Source organism: Enterococcus sp. DIV2379 (assembly GCF_050542965.1).
Taxonomy (GTDB): domain Bacteria; phylum Bacillota; class Bacilli; order Lactobacillales; family Enterococcaceae; genus Enterococcus_D; species Enterococcus_D entomosocium.
On sequence record NZ_CP172938.1, the window covers coordinates 2,356,247 to 2,383,181 of the forward strand.

Sequence of the window (26,935 nt, forward strand, 5' to 3'; positions counted from 1 at the left end):
GGTATTTTAATCTAGATCCCTGCGTTACGCAAGCCGCCAGAAAGCTTCGCCACTATGGCTGAAACTTTATTATACAAAACTAGCCAGCTGCTGCGGACGTTAATGAATATTTTATGATAGAATTGGCGAAAAATTCAGCAAAAACTTCCTATTCTTTTTCAGTGTTCTGGATTACAATATCTTTAACATTAAAGAATATTTAAACGCTATGTCAGCAAAATTGTGCATTTAGACACAATAGTTTGCTTGTTTTAGATGCTTTAGTATTCTAAAGAAAGGATGAAGTAAACAATGAAAAAAACATTTTCTTTGATTGGGACACTGATGCTCGTCAGTTTGGGGCTTTTGACAGGCTGTAACAACGAAAAAGATACCGCGCAATCAACAAGCGAGCTAAGTCAGAGTCGTGTGTCTACTGAAAGCAAAAAAAGCACGACGGCGCAAACGACTGAAAGCAGCTCCTTAGCGTCAAGCTCCACTTCAAAAACTTCAACCACAAGCCAGCAATCGACGGATCACTCTGACGCAACGCAAACAACAGCAAGCTCAGTATCCACCAATGAGTTGCCATATGCCGTTGATCTTTCCCAATATGGCCCTTCACTGACTTTTTATTTCCATGGCGTCAATGTACCAGATGCTGTCACGATTCAAAATACGAGCCCATTGATCATTTCGATCGGCGACAGCGCAAGCTATGAAGCACAAGTCGATACGATCGCAACAAAAGAGATTCGCGTGTTTTCTGCGAAAAACAATGAGATTCGCACAGTAAAAGTGAACACTCAGTTGACCTTTTCGAAAGGGATCACTTCCAATGGAAATCCTGATTTTAACCAAAACCTGTACCTATTTACAAATAAAGAGGGTGGTCTATCTTTAATCACACCAAATTATGCGGGGAATGTCAGCGATGACCAACGAGATGTGATGTTAGAAGTACTTCAATAAACGAAAAACAGGGAAACGAAGCGTGCTTCGTTTCCCTGTTTCGTTACCCGATCATCACGGTTTCATCAGGATATTTGTAGCCAGCTTCTTGTTTGTTGGCTTTTTTCATCAATGAAAAAGCAACGGTCATGATGCCGACTCGACCAATGAACATCAAAAAAATGATCAGTAGTTTGCCAAAAACCGACAAGTAAGGCGTCAACCCCATGGTCAACCCCACGGTTCCAAAAGCGGAAAAAACTTCAAAGGCAATGGTTGGCAACCCAAAGTTTGGGGTTTGCGGCATACGCTCAGTGATCGACAATAAGAAAATCGCTACGAAGCATAACGTCAAGGTAAGAAAGAACAACGTAAAGGCACGCGATACAGCAGATTCTTTGATCGTGCGACCGAACACTTCCGCTCGACTGCGCCCTTTCAATAAACTGCGGATCTTGATGATCAAGACTGCAAACGTCGTTGTCTTCAATCCCCCAGCCGTTGATCCAGAGGTCCCGCCGATATACATTAAAATCATCGTCAGCATCAAGCCTGCTTGACTCATTTGTCCGTAATCAATACTGAAAAATCCCGCGGTTCTTGGGGTGACCGCTAAGAAGAGGTATTGGAAAAAACGTTCGATGACCGAGTCACCCGTGATCAACTGTGAATTGGCTTCGGTCAAAAAGAACCCTGCCGTTCCAAAAACCACCAAAACGATCATAGCGATCCATGCCAAGCGACTATGCAGGGACCGTTTTTTGGACGCCGTATGCAGGAGATCGAACCAAACGAGAAACCCAAGACCGCCGGCAATGATCAAGAAACTGATAATCCCCAGCACAAACGGGTCATTTTGAAACCCTACCATGCTGTTTCCGAACAAATCAAACCCAGCATTACAAAAGGCCGAGATCGCATGAAAAACACTGTACCAAAGGCCTTGCTCCCAACCAAAACGGGGCACGAATGCAAAAGCCAGCAAGATAATCCCGCTGACTTGGATCAAAAAGGCGATCCGAATCAGGTACCATGCCAAATGGATCTCTCCAGACATCCGATCCAGATTCAATGATTCCCGCAAAATCATCCTGGTACTAAGATGGACTCTTTTTCTCGCCAAGATGTAAAAGAAGACGGGAATCGACATGAAGCCGATCCCACCGATCTCAATCAACATCAGCAAGATCCCTTGGCCCCAGAGATTGTAATGGTCGGCTACTGTCAAGGTCGAAAGACCCGTCACGCAAACAGCCGATGTGGCAGTAAACAGTGCATCTAAAAAGTTGGTACCTTCACCACTTTGGGTGACAGCCGGCAGCATCAGTAAGCCAGTTCCTGCCAATATCAACAAAACGAAGACCAGTGTGACGATCTGCGGAATCAAAAAGCGTTGCGATGCCAGCTTTTTTTTCAAACGATTTCTTTTTTTCATTTTCATTTCCTTTGACCTTTTGCAAAAACCAATGGCTTGGTAATCCTAGTTTATTGCAGTTGTTTTTCACTTATCATACCATTTTATTTTGATTTATTCTTCACTTTGATCATTCTTGTTACGTTTGCTCGTTCATTTTCTTCCAGCCGCATTTTGATTCCATAAATGGCTTCTTCCAGCTCGGGAATCGTCAAATATTCTAGGGCATTGACGCGTCGGCGAGTACGTTCGATTTCCCCTGCCATCAATTGACAGGTCTTTTCGATTTCCGTTAGCTCCAACAGCTTCGGCATGGCGTCGGTAAAACGGGCGACCGCATTATCTAACGGAACATTGGAATTCAAAAAGCCATATTCGATCGGCGCTTGCATCACCGTATCGTCATAATCAAAATGCATCACTGGCACTTCCACACTCATGATATTTTTCGTGGATAACTCAAGGGAGACCTCAGTTGCTGGTAAAATAAACATTTCTTCAATGTATTTTTCATTGATCGTGGCATTGGCTAAGCGAAATGCCTTCATGGCACGCTGCAATTGTTCTTCTACTTCTTTACGCAAGTGGTCATTCTTTTTGATCAATTCAATAAATTGACGCATGAGTTCGTCTTGTTTGTCTTTTAATAATTTATGTCCGCGTTTGGCTGTCGCCAATTGTTTGCTGAGGCGCGACAGCTCCATGCGGGTTGGATTAACGGTTTTTTGCGCCATTGTTCTCCTCTCCCGGTAAGTATTCCGCCAGTAAGGCATCGCTGATCCGCTTCAGTTCGACTTTTGGCAGCATCGCCAACAAGTCCCACCCTAATTCCAAGGTTTCGATAATCGAACGGTTGGTGCGGTACCCTTGGTTCAAGTATTCATTTTCGAAGCGTTCTGCAAATTTGGCATAGGTTTTATCTACTTCCGACAATGCCGATTCTCCTAAAACGACTGCCAATTCCTTGGCTTGCTTTCCTTGAGCATACGCAGAAAACAACTGGTTCATCGTTGCGGCATGGTCTTTGCGTGTCTTGCCTTCGCCGGTCCCTTTATCTTTTAACCGTGACAATGACGGCAAGACATCGATGGGCGGCTGGATGCCGTTTTTATACAAATCACGAGACAAGATGATTTGTCCTTCGGTGATATAGCCGGTCAAATCGGGAATCGGATGGGTTTTGTCATCTTCTGGCATGGTCAAAATCGGCAGCTGGGTCACTGAACCTTTCAAGCCGCGAATCCGTCCAGCACGTTCATATAACGTGGATAGATTGGTATATAGATACCCAGGATAGCCGCGACGTCCTGGCACTTCACGACGAGCAGAGGAGATCTCCCGCAAAGCTTCACAGTAGTTGGTCATATCCGTCATGATCACCAAGACATGCATGCCCTTTTCATAAGCCAAGTATTCGGCCGCCGTCAGTGCCATTCGGGGAGTAGCGATCCGCTCGATCGCTGGGTCATTGGCTAGATTCATAAAGACGACAGAATGGTCGATGGCGCCCGTTTGACGAAAATCTTCCATGAAATATTCAGCTTCTTCAAAGGTGATCCCGATGCCAGCAAACACAACAGCGAAATCATCTTCTGAATTCAACACTTGTGCTTGACGCGCAATTTGCGAAGCCAATTCTTTATGAGGCAGACCAGATCCAGAAAAAATCGGTAGCTTTTGTCCCCGAACGAGCGTATTCAAGTGGTCGATCGATGAGATCCCCGTTTGAATAAACTCATCAGGATAATCCCGCGCTGCTGGATTAATCACTTCGCCGTTGATGTCCATAAATTTTTCTGGGACGATCTCTACTCCGCCATCTTTGACCCGACCTAAGCCGTCAAAGACTCGCCCGATCATTTGCTCGGAAACGCCTAATTCCAAAGGATGTCCTAAAAAGCGGACCGCAGATTCCCGCAAATTGATCCCGCCGGTTCCTTCAAAAATTTGGACCAACGCTTTGTCTTCTTGGATCTCAAGTACTTGTCCTTGCCGCGTTTCGCCGTTTTGCATGCGGACTTCGATCAACTCTTCGTATTTGACACCGGAGACGCGATCGACGGCCATCAATGGTCCGACGACTTCTCCAATCGTTTTATATTCCTTGATCATCAGTGCGGTCTCCTTTCTGTAAAATTTCTTTCATCGTTGCTTTGATCTCTTGATGCAAAGCAGGAATTTTTGCTAATTCTGCTTCAGGCAGGTACTTCATACGTGCCACTTTGTCTCGCAATTCTTCGGTCCCTACATAGATTTCTGAAAGATACGCACCTAGTGTCAACGCATCTTCCGCTTCTTTGTGGAGCAGCAAGATCGTTTCCAGCATTTTGAACTGCTTTTCACGAGAGGTAAACGTATCAACGTCGTCAAAAGCGTTTTGCTGCAAGAAATCTTCTCGCAAAGACTTGGTGGTTTCCAGCAATAACTGATCTTTTTCGGATAAAGCGTCGATGCCGACAAGTCGAACGATCTCTGACAACTCAGATTCTTTTTGCAGCATCCGCATGGCTTCTGTTACTTGTTTGGACCAATCTACTTGCATTTGTTGGTCCAAAAAGGCACCCAATTCGTTTTCGTATAAAGAATAGCTCTTCAACCAATCGATCGATGGAAAATGACGCTTTTGCGCTAAGGTGGCATCTAAGCCCCAAAAGACTTTAACGACCCGCAACGTATTTTGGGTAACTGGTTCTGAAATATCACCGCCTGATGGTGAAACAGCGCTGATGGCAGTGATGCTGCCTTCTTGATCAGAACCTAAGCAAATCGCTTTTCCAGAACGCTCATAATACTCTGCCAAGCGGCTGCCTAAGTAAGCCGGATACCCTTCATCCCCGGGCATTTCTTCCAGACGACCAGACATTTCCCGCAGTGCTTCTGCCCAACGTGAGGTGGAATCCGCCATGATCGCCACGGAATACCCCATGTCTCGGAAGTATTCCGCAATCGTGATCCCAGTATAAATCGACGCTTCCCGAGCGGCTACCGGCATATTGGAGGTGTTAGCGATCAACACGGTTCTCGCCATTAAAGATTCACCACTGCGAGGGTCGATCAACTCTGGGAACTCGTTCATTACATCGGTCATTTCATTGCCGCGTTCGCCGCAGCCGACATAGACGACTAGGTCGACATCCGCCCATTTGGCGATTTGGTGCTGAACGACAGTCTTCCCTGCACCAAAAGGTCCTGGAACGGCTGACGCCCCGCCTTTAGCGATTGGAAAGAAGGTGTCGATCACTCGCTGGCCAGTAATCATTGGTTCGACTGGATTCAGTTTTTGCTTTACAGGACGACTATGACGAACGGGCCATTTTTGCAGCATCGTGAAAGACCGTTCTCCTTTGGGGGTATCTAAAATATAAATCGTTTCATCGATCGTAAATTCCCCCGCATAAACAGCCTTGACTGTTCCTGAAACGCCATGAGGAACCATGATCTTGTGATTGATCAACGGTGTTTCTTGCACGGTGCCGATGACCATCCCGGTACTGACTGCCGCGCCGACTTCCACGGTCGGTACAAAAGGCCACTTTTTCTCATGATCCAACGCAGGCAATTGCACCCCACGCGTCAAGAAGTTGCTTTGGGTGACAGACATGAAGGTTTCTAAGGGACGTTGGATGCCATCAAACATTTGTGACATGATCCCAGGCGCCAATTCTACGGATAGCGGTTCACCGGTGGTTTCGACTGGTTCACCAGGTCCGATCCCGGACGTTTCTTCATAGACTTGGATCGAAGCGACGTCGCCGCGCATTTCGATGATCTCACCGACCACGCCTAAATCTCCTACATAACAGATATCTTCTAAACTTGCATGGCCCATATTTTTGGCTAACACCAATGGACCGGATACTTTAATAATTGTTCCTTTTTCCACAACATCGGCTCCTCTCTATAGTATGTTTTGCCCAACTGCTTTTTCGACATTTTCTTGAATCATTCGTTTGCCGATTCCTCGGGAACCATCGTAATCAGGAATCAAGATGACTGCAGGTGTCATTTTTTGTTGGACTTTTGCTAATTCATCGGGAATCAGCTCGGCACATTTTTCAGTCAGGTAGATGATCGTACTGTTCTTCATTAATTTTGCCAGCGCCTGCTTCACTTCTTTTTCTTCCGAGGCATAGCAGACCTGAAAGCCAAATAGTTGAAAAGGAATGACGGATTCTTTCTCGCCGATCACGCCGATTTTATGAGTCATAGTGCCGCATCCTTTCTCTGATTTGTTCTTCCGTAAAGCCGCTGCGTTTGCCTACCAGCAAGATACGCAGATTTTGCAGTTCCAAAACCTTAGCATTCAAAAATGCGAGTAAAGGCAGTGGTCCTAAAGCATCCGTTTGAGCTTGACCATAGCTTTCTGTGATCAAATTGTCTTGTAAAAGTGCCAAGCCAGCAAAGTCGATCACCTGTTCATGAATCAAAGGCCGCAACACTTCCTGATAATCACTTTCTAATAAGAAGGCTAAAAAGTCGCTATAGGACGCATCCGCAAACGCTAAAAATTCTTCTTTCGGGATACTGCCGACACTCACTAGGACTGCCTCCATAAAACTGCGCGATCGTTTTTGAAGTACACAACGAGCGGCGATCGTCATATTGGTCAGATCGATCATCTTGATGACAGCTTCTTGTAGCTCAGGGATCTTGATTTCATCTGCCAGTCGCCGTTGTTCATGTAAATACCGGCGATCGTAAATGATATCGATGCCTTGCAGCACGGCGCCGCCTTCTAAGTACTCCCGCACCTCTTGGATCGTAGTCACGATTTTCTCAGGCAATACCTCTGAGGTTCCCGTTTTGATGGCGGTCCGACACTCATCGATCGTGTAAAAACCATCTTCGATCAGTAGATGATTATAATCTTTTTTAGTGACTGACTCTTTGGTCAAGACTTTTAGATTATGGAAAGTAAAAGGCATCATATACAGTCGGAGGATCTCTTGATCAGGAACCAGCTCGGCCAATTCTTTGATCGTCTTTAACAATTCTTCATCGAGATAGGTTTCGAATCGTTCATGAAAATCTGGCTTCAAATAGCGTTGATAATGGGTCTGCTGCAAGACAGCTTCGACTTCAGCAAACCCTTTTGCCGCAATCATTTGCTCGACTTCTTGCGACTTTAACAACGTCATCTCTTTCAGCCGAATGATTGGATTCAATTGATGATAGTTCCTCATGGATCAACCTCCTTGTTGTATGATCTGCAACCACCGTTCTCGGGTTTCTTTCTTGTATTCATCAAGCAGTACCTGATAGGTTAAATTGTATTGAATGCCGTTGTCATCTACCAAAAAGCCCGCTTCTGTCAATGGTGCGCCTGCTTTGATTTGATACGGTAGTTTTGATTGACAAGACGTAAGCCAAGCGGCATCTAGATGGGCTGCTTGCTCAGGACCAGCGTGGAAGGTCACCGTCCCACTGATCGGCAACTGCTGCAGCACATTTTCAGCAAATGACTGCAGCTCTTCTGGCGTCCAGGCAACCATTTTTTGATACGCTTGCTCAAAAAGTTGTGTCAAGTATTCGTTTTGTTTCACCATTTGCTGCTGCTTAGCGGCACTTGCTTGGCGATTCAGGGCTTGCTGATAATGTTTTTCGGCTTGCTTTTTTGCTTGCTGGGCACGAAGCTGCAAGTCCGACTCTTTTTTCGCCCAGTCACGTGCCATCGTTTCACTGATCCTAGCACGTTCAGCGGCAGCCAAACGTTCCCGTTTTGTCTGCGCTTCTTGGTCTAGTTCAGCAATCATTTTGTCGATTGCATCCATACCTTCGCCCCCTTTAAATCGTTCCTAAAAGTAAGAAAGAAATAACAAAGCCTAAGATGGCATACATCTCAACCATTACCGAGAACATGACCCCTTTAAAGAAATGCTCTGGTTTCTTCGCTAAAATTTGAATCCCAGCTGCAGCGACCTTCCCTTGGGCCATTCCTGAGAATAAGCCAGTAAAGGCAACTGGCAGTGATGCCATCAAGTACGCCATACCAGTCACTGTCGACATTTCACCACTTAAGCTACCATAGATCATAAACGCAATAACGAATCCGTATAGTCCTTGCGTTCCGGGAAGCAATTGTAAAATCAAGGCTTGTCCAAACTTCTCCGGCTGATTCGTCGTTAAGGCTGCCGCTGCTTCACCAGTTTGGCCCACCCCTTTGGCTGAACCGACCCCAGAAAAGATCGTAGCGATCCCCATTCCGATAATTGCAAACACCATACCACCATTATTATTAATTAAGTAATCAATCATTTATTGTCTCCTCCATTTTCTTTATCAAAATCAACGTATTTCTCACTTGGCTTAAAGGTTTCAAATTGGCGCCCCCCACCAGTGAAAAATTTTCCGAAAAACTCTACATATTGTAAACGAGCGGCATGCACATACGCACTCAGTAACGATAAAAAGATGTTTAAAGCTTGTAGGACAACCAATAAAAGAATGCCCACAGAAAAACGAGCGGCTGGCGGCAAATAGCCCACCAATAAGTTGAAGGCTGCTGCGATACTCCCACCAGAGATCCCTAATGCCATCAAGCGGCTATAGCTGACAAAGTCGCCGATGTAACTGGTCACACCGTATAAGTCATACAAGCCTAAAAAGAAGCCGCCCACTTTGGTTTTCCCTTTCAGAATCGGTACCACGATGATCAATAAAGCACTAAAGCCTGCTAAAATCAAGCCGACGGTTGTTAGTGCTGGGACATCGATCAAAAGATTGCCAGCGGCTGCCACTAAAAGACCACTCAAAAATCCTAGCCACGCAAAGCCTTCGTTGACTGCACCTAAAAGATCCTTTTTGCGGATATTTTCTTTGGCTGCTAAATAAAGGCCTGTAAACAGTTGGATCCCACCAAAAATCATGGATAGACCAAAGATCGCCATAAAATCTTCGGAGGGCGATAAAAGTTGGAAGGGCAATGTAGCACCAAAGAAGGAGCCGTAGATTGCGCCCCAAATCATAGTTGGCACAGACAAAATCTGGAACAATTTCAGAAACCGTTTGGTCCCTTTGGGCAAACGCAAGGCGTGTAGCCCAATCGTGGTCGCGACAGCCATTAATGCACCATAACCTAAGTCAGCCACCATCATACCAAAGAAAACATAGTAAAAAGGCGTCATCCATGGGGTTGGATCGATCTCATCGTATTTTGGCAAGCTGTACATTTCCGTCAACATTTCAAAGGGTTGAATAAACGAGGCGTTTTTTAGCTTCGTTGGCACTTGATTGGCAGCGATCTCCTCTGCAGTGGGTTCTTCAAATGAATAGTAAATCTCGTTGGCAAAGGATTCTTGGACCATTTCCGCCACTAACGGCTGATCCTTTTCTTCGATCCAGCCGCGCAAGAGGGCAAAGGTCTGACCAGCTGCTAAGCGCTGTTGCATCATTGCCCGATTCTCACGAGTCAAAAACAGTTCTTCCGCTTGCTGCAGCAGGATCAGCCGTTGTTTGTGCTGACTGATTTCTGTAATCAGTTCTTTGCGCTGTTGCGTCAAGGAAGTCAAGGCTTGTTTCGCATTTTGCAAAACCACTTTTGGTGATTCGGATGTCAGTCCAGTTTCTTTCTTCACCCCATATCGGTGAAACAATTGGAACACTCGCTCTTCGATCGCTGTTAAAAACAGGCAGCTGAAATTGACTTTTTTGGGTTCAGAATAGATCACTTCGATATGAATCTCTTCCAATTGACGCAAGGCTTCAGCTAGATCTTCCCAGCGTGGACCTTCGACACGCCCAGCAAAAAAACTTGTATGTGCAGGCGCTTCGATCTCCAAGGGTACGTCAAGATTTTGCCATTGTGTCGCCCATTCTTCCGTCTGCGTCGCTGCTTCGATCGCTTCGATCGTCTCTACCCAGCGCTCTTGCAAATTCTCGACTTCAACCAGCTCCGTCAATGCTGCTGCTTCATCGAAGCTTGTTTCAAAGTCCGACAGCCGCAAGGCATCTCGTTGCCATTCTATGCCTTTTTTCGCATCACCATTTTGGCGAATAAAGCGGATTGCTTCTTGCAGTCGACGAATCATTGGTTGGTGAGAAGCACCTTCTGGGGTGGCTCCTGCAAAAAATTCCCGTAGCCAAGTTTCGTTCGCTTCCTGCTCAAATACGTTCTCGATTTCAACAAACTGCATCGTTTGCAGCTTCGTCAATACCCTTTCTTGGTAGTGCTTCGGGGTGATCAACGTTAGTTTATTTAGTTTGGTTACTGCCATAAGTTCCGATCACTCCTTCAACGATCTGTTGAACCGCTTGCTCTTGGAAGATTTGCATATTTTTTTGGTAACGATCTAACACTTGCTGGGTCTCTTTTGCCAGCTGCTGCTTTTGTGCTTCTAGTGACTGTTGCAACTGGTCTTCGACTGTTGCTTGTTCCTGAGCAAGGGCTTCTTCCAAAGCGGAAGCCCGCTCTTGCAATGCTTGTTGCTGCTGCGCTTCTTCCGACTGCAGTTCTTTTTTCAAAGCGAGCAATTGCTGTTCATTGGCTTCTTCTGCTTCTCGTAAACGAGTCAAAGCTTCTCTCATCGATTTCCCTCCCATAGTGATTTATATTCTCAACTGAAAAATAAACAAAAAAAGCATACCTCACGAAGAAGTATGCTGATAACAAAAAAAAGGCCAGCATTCCTCCAAGAATGTTTGCCTCACCCCTTGGCAAACCTGATCCTTGAAGCATAAAAAATGCTCAACCTTTGTCTATTTTATTTTTCAATTCCTGAACTATTATAGCAAAAAAAAATGTTTCCTTCAAGTAGAATCGTTTTTTATGAGAAAAAGACGATTTCTACTATTGTATGTTCGCTCGTAATTCCACTGCTCTTGGCTGTCCGAATAACCATTACTATTCGTTCAGTCTCTTAGGGACTTTTCACCTAACATTTGTCAGTGATCGGATTGTTCTTACTAAATTGAAATCGGTCAAAATCAATTTAAGCCTTAGAATGGTCTGAATGAAGAACGTTGAGATTTTTTGAAAATGCTAGACATCATTTGATTGGTACCAAAAAGGAGATAACAATTCCAACAACCCGTTCGATCCCTGACAAATCTTAAGTGAGAAGTTCGCTTATTTCGCTTCTCTTTTTATCGATGGCAGCGGTTGGCCCTTTTCTTCACAAATGAAATAACCGCCTCGGTAAAGGCATGTATAAATCTTACCGGGCTCCATTGTTAGGGGAAGCCCATTTTTTAAATACATCGGTTTTCTTTCCATTGAGCTCACCTTGTCTTTCGTGGGATAATAAGTCAAAATAAAAAACAACAGCTATTTCTAATCTTATCTTCAAGATTACCAAAAAATAAACTAATTTTCTAGTTTTTAATCAAAATATCGCAACTATATTGAATATTTTATAAAAAGATGGATATTTATCCGAGAGCGTGTGTAAAGAATGAACAGGAGGAAAAAAGGATGTCAGATGAACGTTGGTTTCAAATAAGAAGAAAGCGAAACATCGAATTAGGAATTTGTTTGCTCGTCGTCCTGCCGATGGTCTATGGCTTGTGGTTTCAACTGGCTTTTTTGATCCATTACATGTCGTTTTTGTTTCTGGTTGCTGTCTTTACTGCAATCTACGAAGGAATTCGTTGTATCTGGGCTTTCATTAGAAAAAAACGATCTTGAGAAAGCTTTGCTCTGCTATAATAAATGAAACGAGCAGAGAGGAGTGCTTCTATGAAACGAATCATTATGGCTTGTGACTTACAACATACCCCCAAAGCTTTACAAGAATCCGCCCTTTCTTTTGACCCCTTTATCCCGGATTCTCGAAGTGTCGCAGAACTTTTTTATTCGGCCTATCATGAAACGACGGATGACGAAGGGGAATCGATTGCTGACTGGCAAAGAGAGCTGAGAGAGACTGCTGACGGAAAATACGGTCCCTTGAGTCCAGAGCTTTCTTTTCGGTTGCAAATGGATAATTATCCTATCGGTGCCGTAGTAACCAGCACGTTTCAAGAGCTTCCCCTGCTATTATTTGTTGTTATGAGCGCAGCCTTTAAAGGCAAAGGCTTATCCAAGCTAATGATGAATGAAGTGATCCAACGAGCAAAAGCCATGGGACTCACTCACCTTTATCTGGTAGTGACGGTTGAAAATCAGCCAGCCTACAAGCTGTATGAAGCATGCGGTTTTTCCTTTGCAGGTGAAAGCTGGGCTGATCTTTCCCCTTAGCTAGGCTCGCAAGTTATCCGTGTCATTTTCTACTATTTGAAAAGGAGCTTCGAACCAATGAATGAACGACTAGCTGCTGCGATCCAACTGCGGGCTGAAAAAAAGCTGCAACAATCAAATGAACAATTGATTCAATTAGCTGCCGAAAATCCCCAAGATGCCTTTGTCCACTACCAAACGGCTTGGAGTTATGATCTTTTAGCGGAAGAACAACAGGCAATTCCTTATTATGAACAAGCAATCGCGTTAGGTTTATCAGAAAACGACTTGCCAGATGCCTACCTAGGTCTAGGCAGCACCTATCGTGCCCTCGGCAAGTATCAAAAAGCCGAAGAAGTGTTTTTACACGCGATACAGCTGTTTCCAAAAAATCATGCTTTGCAAACCTTCTATGCCATGACACTGTATAATCTAGCCGAGTATGAGCAAGCCGCTGAACGATTATTGACCCTGCTTGCCGAAACCTCTAGCGATCCAGACATCCAGTCTTACCGACAGGCACTTTTGTTTTATGCGGATAAACTCAATGAGACATGGGGTTAGATGTTTCCGTCGGATCAATCAAGCACTCCCTTCTCGATTAAAGAAAGGGAGTATTTCTTTTTTCCTGTCCCTTAATTACTCCTTCGCTATCAGCGCTTTGCTGAATCAATAGCCATCGACTTTCCTATGGTCCTTTTTCCTTCAATCAATACCAAACATCCATTATCGAAAATTTCGATAACAAAACCAATTGACGAGTACTGTCAAATTTGCTAATTTATCTATGCTTTTTTTATCAATATTTTGGAGGAATGACTATGCCCTTTATTGTCTATTTTTTTCTATCCTTATTGATTATTTATATTCCGACACCCACACTTTTGCTATTTTTTCAAAAACTTGCCTCCCAGCATGACAATCTGACGGCTTTTAGCAAACTTTTTCTATTATTGATGATCTTGCTGGATTATTACTTAAGCTATTATTGGTTGAAAAACTGCAAGGTCAAAAAAGCGCACTACCTTTATTTAGTCTTTGTCAATGTCTTCGAATGGCTGATCCACTTCTATCTTTATTCACGATTTGAAACGATCAATCTACTAGTCATTTTGTTGTTCCAAACCGTGCTACTATGCTGTATGATCTTTTTTCCTGTCTCGGAGAAATTTCGCTCATTCCTTTTTACCTAAAAAAAGAGCATCCTTGGTTTCCACATAAAAAATCAAGCTTCTCAATCGTTTCTTTCTAAGAACGGATTTACACGATAGCCCACCTTTGTTACGATTGATAAAAAGGATGTGTTGTGATGTCATTGATCGTCTTGATTGGCGCGCAAGCGGTAGGAAAAATGACTGTGGGGAAAGAACTGGAAAAACGGTTGGATGCAAAACTATTATTCAATCACCAGACCATTGATCTATTTGCGAATTTTCTTGGCTATAGCCCAGCAGCATTTGCTTTGTCTAATCAAACGCGGATCGAACTCTTCAAAGCCTTTGTTCATAATGAAGCCAATAATACGACAAAATCAATCATCTTTACGGTCTTGATTGATTTCGATCAAGCGGGAGATTTAGCTTTTTTACAAGAGATCGCCCAGCTATTTACCGATGCCCGACAAGAGGTCTATTTTATCGAATTAGTGGCTGATATTGAGGAACGTTTAAAGCGCAATTGCCATGAGGACCGTTTAGCCGCAAAGCCGTCAAAAAGAGCGCTGGCTTTTTCTAGAAATGAGCTTTTGTCTTCGTATGAAAACTATCGCTTAGAAAGCCTGCCACAGGAATTAACTACCCTTTTCCCAACGATTCCTTCGCTGAAAATCAACAATACCCACTTGTCACCTGATGAAGTGAGTCAAAAAATTATTGCCCATTTTTCCTTGACTTAAGTGCCAAAGAAACGCCATTATCAAGCTTTGCTTCAATACGAAAATGTCTATTGACTTTGACGCTGCGTCAAGCGGTATCCTCTAATCAAGAGGAGGTGTCAAAATGAAAGTTTATGTTATGCCAATGTTTTACCAAATGAAGACAAAAGATATTGTGCAATCATCGAAATGGTTCACAGAAATCTTGGGTTTCCAGTCATTGTATCAGTTTCGCAATCAAGAAAATCAAGTGATGATGGACCACCTGCGTCTTGCTGACTACCAAGATTTGATGCTGATTGCAGCAGAAGCGTTCACTGTTGGCGATGGGGCAATTTTGAATGTAGCGATGAATGATCTTCAGAATATCGCTCAGAAAATTCCCGCAAAGTGGATCGTGGAACCTTTGATGGAAAAGCCTTGGAATGCCCTTGAAATGACCATCAAAGACCCCAACGGTTATTTGTTTACCCTAACAGAGGCAATAAGAAAAAACGAATCAGACTTTCAAACCTTGATGGACCAAGCCAAGGATTATTTTCAATAAAAGGAACCGAGTAAGAAGAATTGCTTTCTTACTCGGTTCCTTTTTTATATAAAAACTTGATTCTGGCAGCAATGACAAAAAAACGACCCTTTCCTAGATTTACCTAGCGAAACTTTTTGCCCCATCAGATGTACCAATACACCGCTTTAGTATATTTTTAAGTATTGAAGGTAATTATTAACACACCTAACTCAGAACATGTTACACTAAGCGAAAAGGGGGATTTCCTATGGAAAAGAAATCGCAGCTTCCGTGGTACAAGCGTAAAAAATTCTACCTTCCAGTTGCCGTCGTCCTCGGCGTGATTGGGTTTCTTCCCAGTCTCGTTTCTCTTTTCGGGGTATCGATCGATGATGAATTCAATCCTGATTACTATTCTGATCCGAATGAACCAATGTTTAAGAAAAAGCAAAACTGACTGTTGCGATGCCGTATGCAGTTTTTTTGACCAACAAAAAAAGAGCAATCACTCGCTGTTGTGTTTGCTCCTTTTTTAAAAGGGATTCGGCAAAACTACGCACCTTGACAGGGTAAGCTGTTTGGGGAGAGGGCGTTTGAATGCGCGAATGAACAGTAACTTATTACGTGAAACCACTTATACTTTTTTCCTGTTAAAAAATCAATTGCTAACCAATCACAAAGGATCGATTATTTGAAGAAAGAAAAAACGTTAGCCATTAGTTCTACAACTTCCCAGGGAAAACTAAAAAAATCAAACATCCATTTCTCCTCCTTTAATTGACTTTCTTCAAGTTTACCCGCAAAATAAAGCTGTAACATATTTGGACTATTTTTCCGTCCACTTTTTTTAGGAGGGATTTTTTGAAGGCCAATGACTTGTTAAAAGAGTTACGAACGGAACGAAATATCTCACAGCGGAAATTGGTTGAGAACATTTCAGAACGCAGTACACTGGCAACCTTTGAACAAAAAGGGCATCGCATCGCCTTTGATATTTTGCACCAATATTTGGACCGCTTAAATGTCACCTTAGAGGAATTTGAGTATCGCTTGGATGACAATCAAGTCAGCGAGAAAAAACAGCTATCCAAACAGTTGACCACCGCTTACTATGAAAGCAATTATTCTGAAGTACTCTCTTTGATCAACAAAGCCCAAGCACTGTATAAAACCACGAAGGATTTTTTCTATTATGTATTGTATAGTCAATTCTATTTGATTTTAGAGAAAAAAGGCGTAGTTACCGACGAGGAAGAACGTTGCATCATCGAAGCGACCATCAAGAAATACTTGGAACGAATCGACACGTGGGGAAAGTTTGAAATCTCCTTATTTACCAATCTGCTTTTCCTTTTTTCTGACGAGTACATCTTGTATCAAATGAAACACCTGAATAAAAAAATTTTTTACAGCAATACGCTAAGTATCAATTATCAAATCTACACAAAATTGCTGACGAATGCGGCTTTCTTGTTTATCGATCGCAAAAAACCTGCCGAGTTGGCGCATGTGCTGACGTATCTAGCCGATCACCTGCCGCCGGACAATGATCGTATCCGCCTGATGATTCGTTATTTCGAAGGCATTTACGCCTTGTTCCAAGGAGATCGTACGCTGGGAATGGCCACGATTGAAAAAGCCTTGGACTATCTGCGATTTATTGGACAAGAAGCCTTTGCCAAAGAATTAGAGGTACTGGCTCATAGTATCTAAAAAAAACCTGCTGCTTCCTCTCAGTAAGAGAACGACTCCCTTACACGGAGGAAACAGCAGGTTTATTTTTTCTTAAAGTAAATGCAATGCTTCTTTCCAGAGCAAAACTCGTTTGACGGAAGCATTCAAATCAGCTTCCAAATAGCGGCCATCTTCAACCGCTTGTACGACAAAGGGGATCTGTTCTTGGTAGGTAGATGAGATCACTAGATCATTTCCCGCCTGCAACGCCTGTAATGCGGCTTCATTTTGCGGAATGAACTCAGAAAGTCCTGCCATATCCAAGTCATCCGTCATGATGACCCCTTCAAAATGCAATTCATTTCGGAGCAACTCATGCACGGGTTTTGAAATAGAGGCGGGTACAGTGTTATCGATACTATTGACAATCGTATGGGCCACCAAAATACTATCGGCACCAGCCTTGATCCCTGCGGCAAAAGGCAGAAAATCCGTTTCCCGCAGTGCAGATAGCGGGCGGTCATCGGTGACGACGGCGACATGCGAGTCACGATTGTTGCCATAACCGGGAAAATGCTTCAAGGTTGACCCCACGTGGTGTTTCTGCAAAACATGAACCACACGTTCTACAAACGCACTCGTGCCCTGCGCATCCATGCCAATGGTTCGGTCGTAGATAAAGGACTGCGGATCAGTGGAAACATCGGCAACGGGAAACAGCCCGGCATTGATGCCATACGCTTTTAAAATTTCCGCTTTCTTTGCTGTATCTTCTTCGATCGCCGACCATCCACCTTGGGCATATAGCTGTTGTGGTGAGAGAAAACGCTGATCCGTAAGGTTCGGATTGCGGCTGATGCGAGTCACCGTGCCCCCTTCTTCATCCATACCGATCAACAGCGGAATGGCGCTGGCTGCTTGGTAATCTGAAATTTTCTGTTTCAAGCTCTCCGCCGTCTCATTTTCGGTATCACGGCCGAATAACAGATAGCCGCCAAAGTGATAGTTTTGAAGTTCTTCGATTTGATTGCTTTCAGGTACACGGACAAAAAACAATTGCCCGACCTTCTCCTCTAAACTCATCGTGGCGATTTTTTCTGCTATCGCCTCTTCTGGCTGTTCTTGCGCGGAAGTTGAAACAGAAGGTGACGTGGAAACTGAGGTGGTTTCTTGGCTTGCACTGCTTTCTTCCTTTGTTTCGTCTCTCGAGCTGCTTTGCTGGATCACGGATGACTCCTCCGTTTGCTGTTTTTGCTGTTCTATCACCCACTTCATCCCTCCCATTGCTGCTAAGGCCAAGAAAAGAAACAGTCCCATAGCGAGTCCTTTTTTATTCATAGGTTCACCTTCCCCTCTAAACAAGTTATTGAGAATGACTAAGCCCATCCTTAGAAAGAAAAAAGTGAACCACTGTCGAAATATTCGCAGATGATTCACTTCAATGGATGTTATCGTTCTTTTTTACTCGTTAAACGAACCGTCGGATCAGCCGTTTGTATGGTACCGCACGCCCTACGATGTAAATCAACGCAGTTTGTATCGGGAACATGATGACTGCTTTTAGCAAGCGGACCGACCAGATGGCCCAGCTTGTCAAAGGAATATTCAGCATCATAGCTAACCAGATCGGAGTTAAGATCAAGGTTATCAAAATAGTATTTAACAAGACGACCGTTGCCGCTCGTTTTAATGTGACTTCTTTCCGATAGAAGAAGTAGCCATAAATCAGTCCACCAACAAAGGTATTGATGGTAAAGCCGAAAAAGTAGGCTGATTTTGGAAAAATCACCATTCCTGCGATATCAGCTAATGACGATCCAACTGCGGTCCAAAACGGACCAAACAGCATACCCATGATCAGCTGTGGTACAAAGGAAAATGTGATTTTGATATAGGAGGTTTCAAACCCCAAGATTTGCGACAAGACCACCATTAAGGCAATCAAAAGTCCCATGACCGCAATCATGTGTGCATCGACTTTTCTTTTCATAGCGAGCATCTCCTTTTAGAGTTGCTACAAATTCATGCAGCGAATGCGAAAATAAAACCGCGAACGAATGACCGTTCTTCGTCCGAAAGGCAACATCCCATCCTTTCAGCACTTAACGCTTTATTTCCTACTCTGATTTTTATTAGGTATTACTACCCAGACACACTATAGCATACAAGCGCGGACTGCCACAATTTTTCTTGCTTATTTTCTTGTACAAAATCTGCCAATGTTCGCTTTTCTTTTTTGCGCATCAAAAAAACGCTTTTCTTATGTGAATTTTTCTGCCACTAGTAAGTGAGCAACAAACATTCTCAAAAAAAGCGTTCATTCCTGTTTCTTGTTTCATTTTATGCCTTATGACAATTTATCCAATTAAATTGTCATTGATCAATACCGATTTGATGTCGCGTAATTGATGATCGATAGCAAGTTGTTCATGGGTCATCGTTGCGGTGACCTCTTTCATAGCGTGCATTTCTTCATTTAATTCGTTGATGTTCGTCACTAATTTGTTCAATGCTTCAATAATCAATTGATTGTTATCCATGGTGAAACACTCCTTTTTGTAATGGTTGAGGTCATTCTTCTTCGTTGATTGGCTGCTTCAAAGTACCAACGGCGGCAACTGCGCGTTTCGTTTTATAAAACAATTTGTATAAAACAAGAACGACGACTGGGATCAGTCCGCATAAGATGTAGATCTGCGAGTAATCAAACAGACCGTGCAAGCTTCCTAATGCATAGGGACCTACGCCTAAGCCGAGGTCCAGCCCGATGAAATAGGTGGAGAGCGCTACGCCGACACGGTGAGGATCGACCTCTTTTAGACAAACGGCTTGGCCATTCGACATGAAGGTGCCATAGCCCAAGCCGACAAAGCAACCCGCAAGCAACAACATCCAGCTGTTGCCGGTAATACTCAATAGGAAAAGACCAAGGGTCAAGAAAAGAAAGCTAGGATACATGACCGCATCTGCGCCATGGCGGTCAAATAGTTTGCCAGTCATTGGTCGTGTGAAGGTCACGGAAAGTGCATAGACGATGAAGAAAAAAGCACCGGCCGTTTCTAACCCAAGGTCACTGGCGTAGATTGACAAGAAGCCGAGAACACTGGAATAAGCCAACCCGATCAAAAAGGCAATCCCGGAAATGAAAAAGACTTTTGGTTCGACAAAGCTTTTGATGGACCATTTTTTTAGTTGTGCTCTGTGTTCTTCTGTTAATGGGATATTTTTGACTGGGAACCAGAAACACGCGATGGCTGTTGCGATTGATAAGATGGTTGCTAACCAAATAATGAAATCAAAGCCGACGGTCGGTAATAATAGCATGCCAATAAAAGGCCCGACTGCCGCTGCTAAACTGGTACTTAATCCATAGTAATTGATCCCTTCGCCATGTTTGGAAGCTGGGATATATGCTGTGACGATCGCATTAGCCGCAGTTGAGACAGCACCATAAGCAAAGCCATTGAAAAAGCGCACAGTATCTAAAATATAAATGTTGACTGAGACCAAATAAGCAGCGGTGGTAATGACATAAAACAATATCCCCCAGCGCAAAACAGCTTTACGACCAACTAATTCTAAAATTTTTCCAACATACAAGCGAGCGATCAAGGTCCCGATAATGTAGATCCCCGCTGCCAAGCCAGCTTGTGCGGTGGATGCCCCTAACTCCTGAGTGGCAAATTTCGCAGTGATGACGACAAAACAATAATACACGAGAAAGACGATAAAATTGATCAAGGTAATCGTGATAAACCCTTTGTTCCATAGTTTTTCATTTTTGGTTGACGGCGTCGAGCTGACGATTCCTTCTTGATTGGTTTCCCTGTCTGACATGTTTCTTCCATTCCTCCTGTTTGTGCTGTGATGCGTTTTACTATACCGAAACTTCCTCTACTTGAAATGCGCTTTTGCTGTTAAAAAAGAGCATTAACAAGAAACATTAACATTTGTTATTGCTTTTTCACTAGAAATGTCTTTTAATGAAGCTTGAATAGAGGATATTTCATCTTTTTTTCAGAAAATGTTGGGTTGGCATGAAGTGAAGGAGTAACGTGGGTGGAGAAACAGATATTACGTGATTATTTAGAAAAACAAGCAATACCGGTCGTTATCCGCAAGAAAAAGAGTTACTTGACGTATGAAGGCATCCCGGATCGGTACGTCTATATTTTAAAAAAAGGCATCATCAAAACTAGCGTAGTGACCCATGAAGGGCGCGAATTCAACTTGCGCTATTTGACGGATTTCGAGATCGTCTCTTTGTTTAAAGACGAATCCTCTCAAGAAGTCGAAGCCCCTTTTAATGTGCGGGTTGAATCAGAAGAAGCCGAATTATACAAAATCGTGCGGGATCAATTTTGGGCAGATGTCAATCGTGACCGTCTGCTACAGGATTATGTCAAAGAGTATTATCGGAGAAACTTGATGGATACGATGAAAAAGATGCAGCAAATGCTGATGAACGGCAAATTCGGTGCTGTCTGTACCCAAATCAATGAGCTCTATGAAACTTTTGGGGTTCAAACAACAGAGGGCGTCTTGATCGACTTTGAAGTCACCAATGAAGAGATCGCTCGCTTTTGCGGCATTACCTCTGCCAGCAGTGTCAATCGAATGATGCAAAAATTACGAGAATCTGGCGCCCTAAAGAGTGTCGATCGAAAACTTTTAGTGACAGATATCGATTTTATTCGGGAGAATATTATTTATTGATCAAAAAAGACTTTGTACGCCTTTTGGTTTCAGGCACACAAAGTCTTTTTTCGATTAAATAAACGTCACTGTTTCCGTCACTTCGATCGCTGGATCTAATGATTGGATCACGGGGCAATTTGGTGAAACGAGTTTTAGGCAACGCGTCGCTTTGTCATGGTCGGCTTCAGCGATTTTCGCATAAAACTGAATGTGGATAGCACTGACTGGTTGGGCTTTTTTGTTGTCGTCCCGGTCATAGCTGACTTCGATGTTTTCGATTTCTGCTTCAACCTTTGAATTCTCTAAGACAGATGCGTATACATAGCCGCCGCAAGCAGCTACCGCACTCACAAGCATTTGGACTGGCGAATAGCCTTTTTCCCGTGCTAACACCCAATTGCCAGTTGGGGTCGTCATTTCAAATTTGTCGCTTCCTTGATGGATCGTCAATGTTTCTACTGTCATCGTTTTTCTCTCCTCACAAAATGATCTGGTTCAACTTCGACCCATTCATACAATGGTGTCAAAGTAATCGTGCTTTGAATTTCCGTTTGTTCCATCGCACCTCTTGCTAACACAGGATCAGCGATCGGCGCTGCTGCTAATAATTTCTTCGTGTAAGGATGCAGCGGATTTTCAAACAAACGGTCGGTAGGTGCCAATTCAACTAATTTCCCTTGATACATGACGGCTGTTCGATCACTGATATGACGAATCACGGACAAGTCATGGGAAATGAATAAATAAGACAATGAAAACTCTTTTTGTAGACGCAGTAGCAATTGGATAATCTGAGCCTGAATGGAGACATCTAATGCCGAAGTCGGTTCGTCACACAAGACGAACGCCGGGCGATTGACCACCGCACGAGCGATACCGATCCGTTGCCGTTGTCCGCCGCTGAAACTGCGAGGCAGTTTATGGACATCATCACCGGTGATCCCGACGATCGCTAAGATTTCTTTGGCTTTCGCTCGAGCAGCATCTTTCGTTTCATGATACAACGGCTCCATCACCAGTTCAAGTGCCGTCATACGGGGATTCAATGATGAATACGGATCTTGGAAAATAATCTGCATTTGCTGATACGCTGCTTTGCGATCTTCTGCCGTCAATGCTGTTAGCTCTTTGCCTTCAAAGAAAATCTCCCCGCTTGTTAAGGTCTCTAAATTTAAAATACTGCGTCCTAAAGTGGTTTTCCCACTCCCAGATTCCCCCACTAGCCCCAATGTCTCGCCCCGATGGATCGTTAGACTGACATCTTCGACCGCTCGGACTTCACTGACAGTGCCGCGCCAGTTTTTACTGCGAAAGATTTTCGTCGCATGTTCTACGCGAATCAGTTCTTCCATTATTCTGTCACCTCCTGATTGCGCCAGACGCGATGTGTCTTAGATAGTTGCGTTTCTTGCAGTTCATCTACCAATGTCTCATGATAGTCAAAGACTTTTAATTCGGCATGCTTGTCGCCTAAATGGGCCGCCTGCAATAATTGTTTCGTATAAGGATGTTCCGGCTGATAAAAAATTTCTTCCGTGGTTCCTTCTTCCACGACTCGGCCTTGATACATCACTTTAATAAAGTCGCACATTCCTGCAACGACCCCAAAGTCATGGGTCACAAGGACGACGGAAAGCTGGTTCTCTCTTTGCAGGTTTTTGATCAATGCCAAAATCTGTGCTTGGATCGTCACATCTAAAGCCGTTGTCGGTTCATCTGCGATCAGCAATTTCGGTTGCGCCAACAAAGCCATGGCAATCATCACCCGCTGACGCATCCCCCCAGATAGCTCATGAGGATATTGTTTCATGCGTTGTGCTGGAAAAGGTATGCCGACTTTTTCTAACTCTTTGACGGCGATTTCTTGTGCTGCTTTTTTCGATACTTTTTGTGAGCGGCGAATCACTTCGATCAAATGATAGCCAATCGTGCGCAAAGGATTTAACGAAGTCATCGGGTCTTGAAAAATCATGGCGATCGGTAATGTTCGACGATCGGTAACTGCTGCTCCTTCAAATGTATAACTGGTATAGTGATCGGTCACTTTATCAGGCAAAAGATCCATGACGCTTTTCATGGTCATACTTTTGCCGCTGCCAGATTCGCCAACGATCCCAACGACTTTGCCCTTAGGAATTACCAGATCAAGATTTTTTACTAACGGTTTCGGACCGGTTTTGCTTTGAAATGTCACATTCAACGCTTCGATCGCTAATAACTCTGTCTTCATCGGTCACACCTCTCTCTGCAAGACATGTTTGATCATGTCGCCGATATTGTTAAAGGAATAGATGGTGAAAATAACAAAGAGCCCTGGAAGAATCGCCATGTATGGTGCCCGCTGCAAGCTGTTTTGCGCGTTTTGCAACAGACTGCCCCACGAAGCCATCGGTTGCTGTATTCCTAAGCCTAGAAAACTCAAAGCCGATTCGGTCATGATCGCTCCTGAAATACTTGCAGATGCCGCAACGATCAAGGTAGGAAGCACTGCTGGGAAAACATGCTTCACGATAATACTAAATGAAGAACGTCCGATAAATTTCCCGTAAGCGACATATTCCCGTTCTTTCGCCGCTAACGTTTCACCACGAATCAAACGAGCGATGTTCATCCAGGAGAAGCCGCCGATCACAATAATAATCGTAGTTAGTCCGGGACGTAAAAAGACGCTCAAAACGATCACTAACACCAACCAAGGAATCGATGACAATACATCGACGAGCCGCATCAGCAGGTTGTCGATCCAACCGCCAAAGTAGCCAGAAACAAGACCGACAAGAGTCCCAATAAACGTCGCTGTGATCATTGCCAAAACACCTACAAACAATGATACCCGACCGCCGTAGACGACCCGAATAAAGTAATCTCGCCCCACTTCATCGGTTCCAAATAAATGAGACCAACTCGGCGGCTGTGACATGTTGCTGACATCCGTTGCATTAGGATCGATGGGGATCAAAGGTGCAACAAGCGACAAAATAATCAATAACGTCAGGAAAACGACAGAAAAGGTATAGATGGGCGAAGCAAGCATGACTTCACTGATTTTTTTGAAACGTTTCATTACTTACTCCCTCCTTTACGGATACGTGGATCAACCACGGAGTATAATACATCCGCTAACAAATTCCCTAAGATGACCAGTGTTGCTGACAACAGCATGATGGCCATGATCACAGGATAATCGAGGCTTTTCGTCGCACTCATCAAGTAAGGGCCGACGCCCGGCCAGCCGTAGATCGTTTCTGTAATGATCGCACCGGTAACTAACATTGGCAACGCCAAGCCGATTTGGGTGACAACGGGAATCAAAATATTTCGACTAATATGACGGCTGAAAATCTGCCATTTGCTGGCATGAAATGCCCGTTGCACCATCACGTAGTCTTCTGAAACTTGTTGTGTCGCTGATGCGCGGATATACCGCGTCAAATCTGGAAAGAAGGCGACTGTCAATGTGGTATATGGCAAAATAAAATGCTGCAGAAAATCGCCAAAATCCCCTTCTTTACCGACCGTATACATGCCAATGATTGGAAACATATTTAATAAGTAACCAAATACATAAATCAAGATCATCGCAAACCAGAAGGTCGGCACAGCGATTCCTAGAGATGCCACAGCGTCAATGATCCGATCCCAAATCTTTCCTTTGTTGGCAGCAGCCAACAGGCCCAAAATGATGGCCAACAACAAGGCAGTCAAATAAGCGGGGATCACTAGGCGCATGGTATTGGGAATCCGAGTCGCAAGTTCTTGTGAAATACTACTTTGAGACACCAAAGAAAATCCAAGATTACCGGTAAGAATATTTCTGATCCAAAGAAAATATTGAACCAAAAAGGGTTGATCCAAGCCATAGCGCTGCCGCAAAAGATCGATTTGCTCTTGCGACATATTGGGTGTCGTGATGGAGTCGATCACATCATACGGTGCGATATGTATAAGTGAAAAAACGATAAAAGAGATCACAAACAGCAAAGGGATTGCTTGCAATACTCGTTTTGCAATGTATCGAAACATAACTGACCTACTTTCTTTTTCATAGAAAAAAGCTGTGATAAAAAAGATTCCTCTTTATCACAGCCAATGGATTTACTTGATTGTCAATTTAGACATATCTTCGAATGTATAGATTGGGATCAAACCTGCATCTTCTACATTACCAATTCGGTTATTGACCGCTAGGATTTTCTTGTTGTCAACGATTGGGTAAATGATCGCTTCATCAGCAATGGCCTTTTGCAAATCATCATACAATGCTTCACGTTTGTCCGTGTCTAATTCAACTGCTGCTTGGGCAAACAAATTGTCAATGGTTTCGCTATTGCTTTGGAAGTAGTTGGCACTACCGCCAGTTTCAAATAGACTGCCGTATAAGTCAGGGTCATTTCCCATGATATACCCGCCAAGGAATAAGTTGTACTTCGTTGAATCAGGTTTCTTCAACTCGGTAAAGATCGCTGTACCATCGCCACCTTCAAGTGTAACCGTTATGCCTGCTTGTTGCAATTGTTGTTGGATCAACGTAGCTTGGATCGTTTGGGCTGGATCGGTTGAGTTGAAAGCCAAATTCAATGACAAATCAGTCACACCAGCTTCTTGTAAAAGTTCTTTTGCTTTTTCAGCATTCGTCTCATATTTTTCAACATCATCAGTAACGTATGGATTGTTTGGTGGCAAGAATGAATATGGTGTTGCGTAATACTCTTCATCTAAATACGCCGCTTGATTTAATTCATCTTTGTTCAACGCATAGAAAACTGCTTGTCGAACTTTCACATCTTGCAAAGCATCTGAGTGAGTGTTCAAGCCTAGATAACCGACACGGTTTTCAGTATAAGGATAAACAGAGATCTGATCATCATCTAAATCTTCAATATCTGAAGGCAAGACAACGGCTGCATCCACTTCCCCTTTTTGCAAAGCGACTTTCGCAGTATCGGTACTTTCGATGATGCGCAACGTCACATTTTGAATCGAAGGCTTGCCGCCATAATAGTTTTCATTGGCTTCAAAAGTAAAGTACTCACCACGTTTGTATTCTTTCAGTTGATACGGACCAGTGCCGACTGGTTTTTCAGGCAGTTCACTGACAGAGAAGTCGGTAACATCTTTAAAGATATGCTCGGGAATGATGTATGTTTCGGTTGCAATATTACTGATCGCTGCCGCACTCGGTGTCGGCAACACGAATTTGACGGTGTATTCATCCACTTTTTCGATCGCGATTGGTTGGTCGTCGACCCAAAGGGAATCGGCATTGCCATTTTCTTTTTTGACTTTTTGTTCATATGTGAAAACAACGTCATCGGCGGTAAAGTCTTCGCCATCTGACCATTTCACATCTTGTTTCAAATGTACTGTCAATGAAAGGCCGTCTTCAGCTGGTTCCACTGATTCTGCCAACGCATTTTGTGTTGTTCCGTCTGCTTCCACTGTAACTAGTGGAGAATAGATCATGTTTGTCACTGTCAATCCCCAACGATCACTGGTGTTGATCGGGTTAGTGGACGATGGGTCCCCGCTGATCGCATAAGTGAATGTTGAATCATCCCCAGCTCCAGCTGCACTACTGGTTGACGTTTCTTCTGTATTTGATCCACCGCAGGCTGCTAGAACAAATCCTAGTCCAACGACGGCAACACTTGCTAAACCTTTTTTCCAATTTATCATTTTTCCATC

Annotated in this window: 30 protein-coding genes, 1 riboswitch and 1 other annotated feature; of the genes, 10 read left to right on the top strand and 20 right to left on the bottom strand. The window is 43.7% G+C overall.

All coding sequences use genetic code 11. The features are described 5' to 3' along the window. The first annotated feature begins 291 nt into the window (after window positions 1–291). Window positions 292–951 carry a hypothetical protein gene (locus IGI92_RS10820; RefSeq protein WP_086296971.1) on the top strand — a complete coding sequence of 220 codons (660 nt, stop codon included), beginning with the start codon at window positions 292–294 and terminating at the stop codon, window positions 949–951. Between the two features lie 43 nt (window positions 952–994). On the opposite strand, the gene IGI92_RS10825 is transcribed toward IGI92_RS10820, so the two are convergent. From IGI92_RS10825 to IGI92_RS10870, 10 genes are all read right to left on the bottom strand, one after another. Further along, entirely contained in the window at window positions 995–2,371 is a 1,377-nt protein-coding gene (locus IGI92_RS10825) for a TrkH family potassium uptake protein (protein ID WP_086296973.1), read from the bottom strand. Between the two features lie 77 nt (window positions 2,372–2,448). Then, window positions 2,449–3,078 carry a V-type ATP synthase subunit D gene (locus tag IGI92_RS10830; RefSeq protein ID WP_008378868.1) on the bottom strand — a complete coding sequence of 210 codons (630 nt, stop codon included), beginning with the start codon at window positions 3,076–3,078 and terminating at the stop codon, window positions 2,449–2,451. Further along, window positions 3,059–4,456, bottom strand: a complete 1,398-nt coding sequence (locus tag IGI92_RS10835; protein ID WP_061054381.1) for a V-type ATP synthase subunit B — start codon at window positions 4,454–4,456, stop codon at window positions 3,059–3,061. Before IGI92_RS10835 ends, IGI92_RS10830 begins: the two co-directional genes overlap by 20 nt. Beyond that, entirely contained in the window at window positions 4,440–6,227 is a 1,788-nt protein-coding gene (locus tag IGI92_RS10840) for a V-type ATP synthase subunit A (protein ID WP_086296975.1), read from the bottom strand. The genes IGI92_RS10835 and IGI92_RS10840 overlap by 17 nt, the downstream gene beginning before the upstream one ends. A 15-nt stretch (window positions 6,228–6,242) precedes the next feature. After that, window positions 6,243–6,551, bottom strand: coding sequence for a V-type ATP synthase subunit F (locus tag IGI92_RS10845; RefSeq protein WP_005225570.1), 309 nt, complete (start codon window positions 6,549–6,551; stop codon window positions 6,243–6,245). Then, entirely contained in the window at window positions 6,541–7,527 is a 987-nt protein-coding gene (locus tag IGI92_RS10850) for a V-type ATPase subunit (protein WP_061054382.1), read from the bottom strand. Before IGI92_RS10850 ends, IGI92_RS10845 begins: the two co-directional genes overlap by 11 nt. Window positions 7,528–7,530: 3 nt before the next feature. Beyond that, on the bottom strand, window positions 7,531–8,115 hold the full coding sequence (locus tag IGI92_RS10855) for a hypothetical protein (protein WP_016621539.1): 585 nt from the start codon (window positions 8,113–8,115) through the stop codon (window positions 7,531–7,533). Window positions 8,116–8,128: 13 nt separating this feature from the next. Then, window positions 8,129–8,599, bottom strand: coding sequence for a V-type ATP synthase subunit K (locus IGI92_RS10860; protein WP_430607013.1), 471 nt, complete (start codon window positions 8,597–8,599; stop codon window positions 8,129–8,131). Further along, on the bottom strand, window positions 8,596–10,557 hold the full coding sequence (locus IGI92_RS10865; protein ID WP_430607015.1) for a V-type ATP synthase subunit I: 1,962 nt from the start codon (window positions 10,555–10,557) through the stop codon (window positions 8,596–8,598). The genes IGI92_RS10860 and IGI92_RS10865 overlap by 4 nt, the downstream gene beginning before the upstream one ends. Continuing rightward, window positions 10,535–10,867: a V-type ATPase, subunit F family protein gene (locus tag IGI92_RS10870; protein WP_430607017.1), complete on the bottom strand. Its 333-nt coding sequence runs from the start codon at window positions 10,865–10,867 to the stop codon at window positions 10,535–10,537. Before IGI92_RS10870 ends, IGI92_RS10865 begins: the two co-directional genes overlap by 23 nt. Before the next feature lie 112 nt (window positions 10,868–10,979). Then, window positions 10,980–11,033: a sequence feature (sodium ion sensor (DUF1646 type); this cis-regulatory element may regulate processes involved in with the transportation of sodium ions), on the bottom strand. A 720-nt stretch (window positions 11,034–11,753) separates the two neighbouring features. On the opposite strand from IGI92_RS10870, the gene IGI92_RS10875 reads away from it, so the two are divergent. The 8 genes from IGI92_RS10875 to IGI92_RS10910 all read left to right on the top strand — a co-directional run bounded on the left by IGI92_RS10875 (window position 11,754) and on the right by IGI92_RS10910 (window position 16,591). After that, window positions 11,754–11,966, top strand: a complete 213-nt coding sequence (locus IGI92_RS10875; RefSeq protein ID WP_008378885.1) for a hypothetical protein — start codon at window positions 11,754–11,756, stop codon at window positions 11,964–11,966. Window positions 11,967–11,990: 24 nt separating this feature from the next. After that, window positions 11,991–12,518 carry a GNAT family N-acetyltransferase gene (locus IGI92_RS10880; protein WP_016613544.1) on the top strand — a complete coding sequence of 176 codons (528 nt, stop codon included), beginning with the start codon at window positions 11,991–11,993 and terminating at the stop codon, window positions 12,516–12,518. Window positions 12,519–12,575: 57 nt separating this feature from the next. Further along, a complete protein-coding gene (locus IGI92_RS10885; RefSeq protein ID WP_430607019.1) occupies window positions 12,576–13,061 on the top strand; it encodes a tetratricopeptide repeat protein in 486 nt (161 codons plus the stop codon). Window positions 13,062–13,318: 257 nt separating this feature from the next. Next, window positions 13,319–13,690: a hypothetical protein gene (locus tag IGI92_RS10890; protein WP_008378891.1), complete on the top strand. Its 372-nt coding sequence runs from the start codon at window positions 13,319–13,321 to the stop codon at window positions 13,688–13,690. Between the two features lie 116 nt (window positions 13,691–13,806). Beyond that, a complete protein-coding gene (locus IGI92_RS10895) occupies window positions 13,807–14,391 on the top strand; it encodes an AAA family ATPase (RefSeq protein WP_008378893.1) in 585 nt (194 codons plus the stop codon). 103 nt (window positions 14,392–14,494) lie between these two features. Then, window positions 14,495–14,917: a VOC family protein gene (locus IGI92_RS10900; protein ID WP_008378895.1), complete on the top strand. Its 423-nt coding sequence runs from the start codon at window positions 14,495–14,497 to the stop codon at window positions 14,915–14,917. 229 nt (window positions 14,918–15,146) lie between these two features. Continuing rightward, entirely contained in the window at window positions 15,147–15,335 is a 189-nt protein-coding gene (locus IGI92_RS10905) for a hypothetical protein (protein ID WP_005234854.1), read from the top strand. Window positions 15,336–15,739: 404 nt separating this feature from the next. Continuing rightward, the gene (locus IGI92_RS10910) at window positions 15,740–16,591 is read left to right on the top strand and encodes an Rgg/GadR/MutR family transcriptional regulator (protein WP_139960090.1); all 852 of its coding nucleotides are present in this window, start codon (window positions 15,740–15,742) and stop codon (window positions 16,589–16,591) included. 72 nt (window positions 16,592–16,663) lie between these two features. Here the strand turns inward: IGI92_RS10910 and IGI92_RS10915 are convergent, their stop codons facing one another. From IGI92_RS10915 to IGI92_RS10930, 4 genes are all read right to left on the bottom strand, one after another. Beyond that, window positions 16,664–17,890, bottom strand: a complete 1,227-nt coding sequence (locus IGI92_RS10915) for a glycoside hydrolase family 3 protein (protein WP_430607022.1) — start codon at window positions 17,888–17,890, stop codon at window positions 16,664–16,666. A gap of 130 nt (window positions 17,891–18,020) precedes the next feature. Further along, window positions 18,021–18,551 carry a folate family ECF transporter S component gene (locus tag IGI92_RS10920; protein WP_430607024.1) on the bottom strand — a complete coding sequence of 177 codons (531 nt, stop codon included), beginning with the start codon at window positions 18,549–18,551 and terminating at the stop codon, window positions 18,021–18,023. A 26-nt stretch (window positions 18,552–18,577) separates the two neighbouring features. Next, window positions 18,578–18,679, bottom strand: a riboswitch (THF riboswitch). A gap of 230 nt (window positions 18,680–18,909) precedes the next feature. Further along, window positions 18,910–19,092, bottom strand: a complete 183-nt coding sequence (locus tag IGI92_RS10925) for a hypothetical protein (RefSeq protein ID WP_005225550.1) — start codon at window positions 19,090–19,092, stop codon at window positions 18,910–18,912. A 31-nt stretch (window positions 19,093–19,123) separates the two neighbouring features. Next, window positions 19,124–20,389 carry an MFS transporter gene (locus IGI92_RS10930; RefSeq protein WP_087664929.1) on the bottom strand — a complete coding sequence of 422 codons (1,266 nt, stop codon included), beginning with the start codon at window positions 20,387–20,389 and terminating at the stop codon, window positions 19,124–19,126. A gap of 222 nt (window positions 20,390–20,611) precedes the next feature. Between IGI92_RS10930 and IGI92_RS10935 the strand changes: the two genes are divergently transcribed. Beyond that, entirely contained in the window at window positions 20,612–21,268 is a 657-nt protein-coding gene (locus tag IGI92_RS10935) for a Crp/Fnr family transcriptional regulator (RefSeq protein ID WP_061054390.1), read from the top strand. A gap of 54 nt (window positions 21,269–21,322) precedes the next feature. On the opposite strand, the gene IGI92_RS10940 is transcribed toward IGI92_RS10935, so the two are convergent. From IGI92_RS10940 to IGI92_RS10965, 6 genes are all read right to left on the bottom strand, one after another. Then, window positions 21,323–21,715: an OsmC family protein gene (locus IGI92_RS10940; protein ID WP_430607026.1), complete on the bottom strand. Its 393-nt coding sequence runs from the start codon at window positions 21,713–21,715 to the stop codon at window positions 21,323–21,325. Beyond that, the gene (locus tag IGI92_RS10945) at window positions 21,712–22,602 is read right to left on the bottom strand and encodes an ATP-binding cassette domain-containing protein (RefSeq protein ID WP_005234837.1); all 891 of its coding nucleotides are present in this window, start codon (window positions 22,600–22,602) and stop codon (window positions 21,712–21,714) included. Before IGI92_RS10945 ends, IGI92_RS10940 begins: the two co-directional genes overlap by 4 nt. After that, window positions 22,602–23,480 carry an ABC transporter ATP-binding protein gene (locus tag IGI92_RS10950; protein ID WP_144330505.1) on the bottom strand — a complete coding sequence of 293 codons (879 nt, stop codon included), beginning with the start codon at window positions 23,478–23,480 and terminating at the stop codon, window positions 22,602–22,604. Before IGI92_RS10950 ends, IGI92_RS10945 begins: the two co-directional genes overlap by 1 nt. A 3-nt stretch (window positions 23,481–23,483) precedes the next feature. Beyond that, window positions 23,484–24,314: an ABC transporter permease gene (locus IGI92_RS10955; protein ID WP_005234832.1), complete on the bottom strand. Its 831-nt coding sequence runs from the start codon at window positions 24,312–24,314 to the stop codon at window positions 23,484–23,486. Next, window positions 24,314–25,273 carry an ABC transporter permease gene (locus IGI92_RS10960; protein WP_005234830.1) on the bottom strand — a complete coding sequence of 320 codons (960 nt, stop codon included), beginning with the start codon at window positions 25,271–25,273 and terminating at the stop codon, window positions 24,314–24,316. Before IGI92_RS10960 ends, IGI92_RS10955 begins: the two co-directional genes overlap by 1 nt. Before the next feature lie 72 nt (window positions 25,274–25,345). After that, window positions 25,346–26,926 carry an ABC transporter substrate-binding protein gene (locus tag IGI92_RS10965; RefSeq protein WP_301389159.1) on the bottom strand — a complete coding sequence of 527 codons (1,581 nt, stop codon included), beginning with the start codon at window positions 26,924–26,926 and terminating at the stop codon, window positions 25,346–25,348. Window positions 26,927–26,935: the final 9 nt, after the last annotated feature.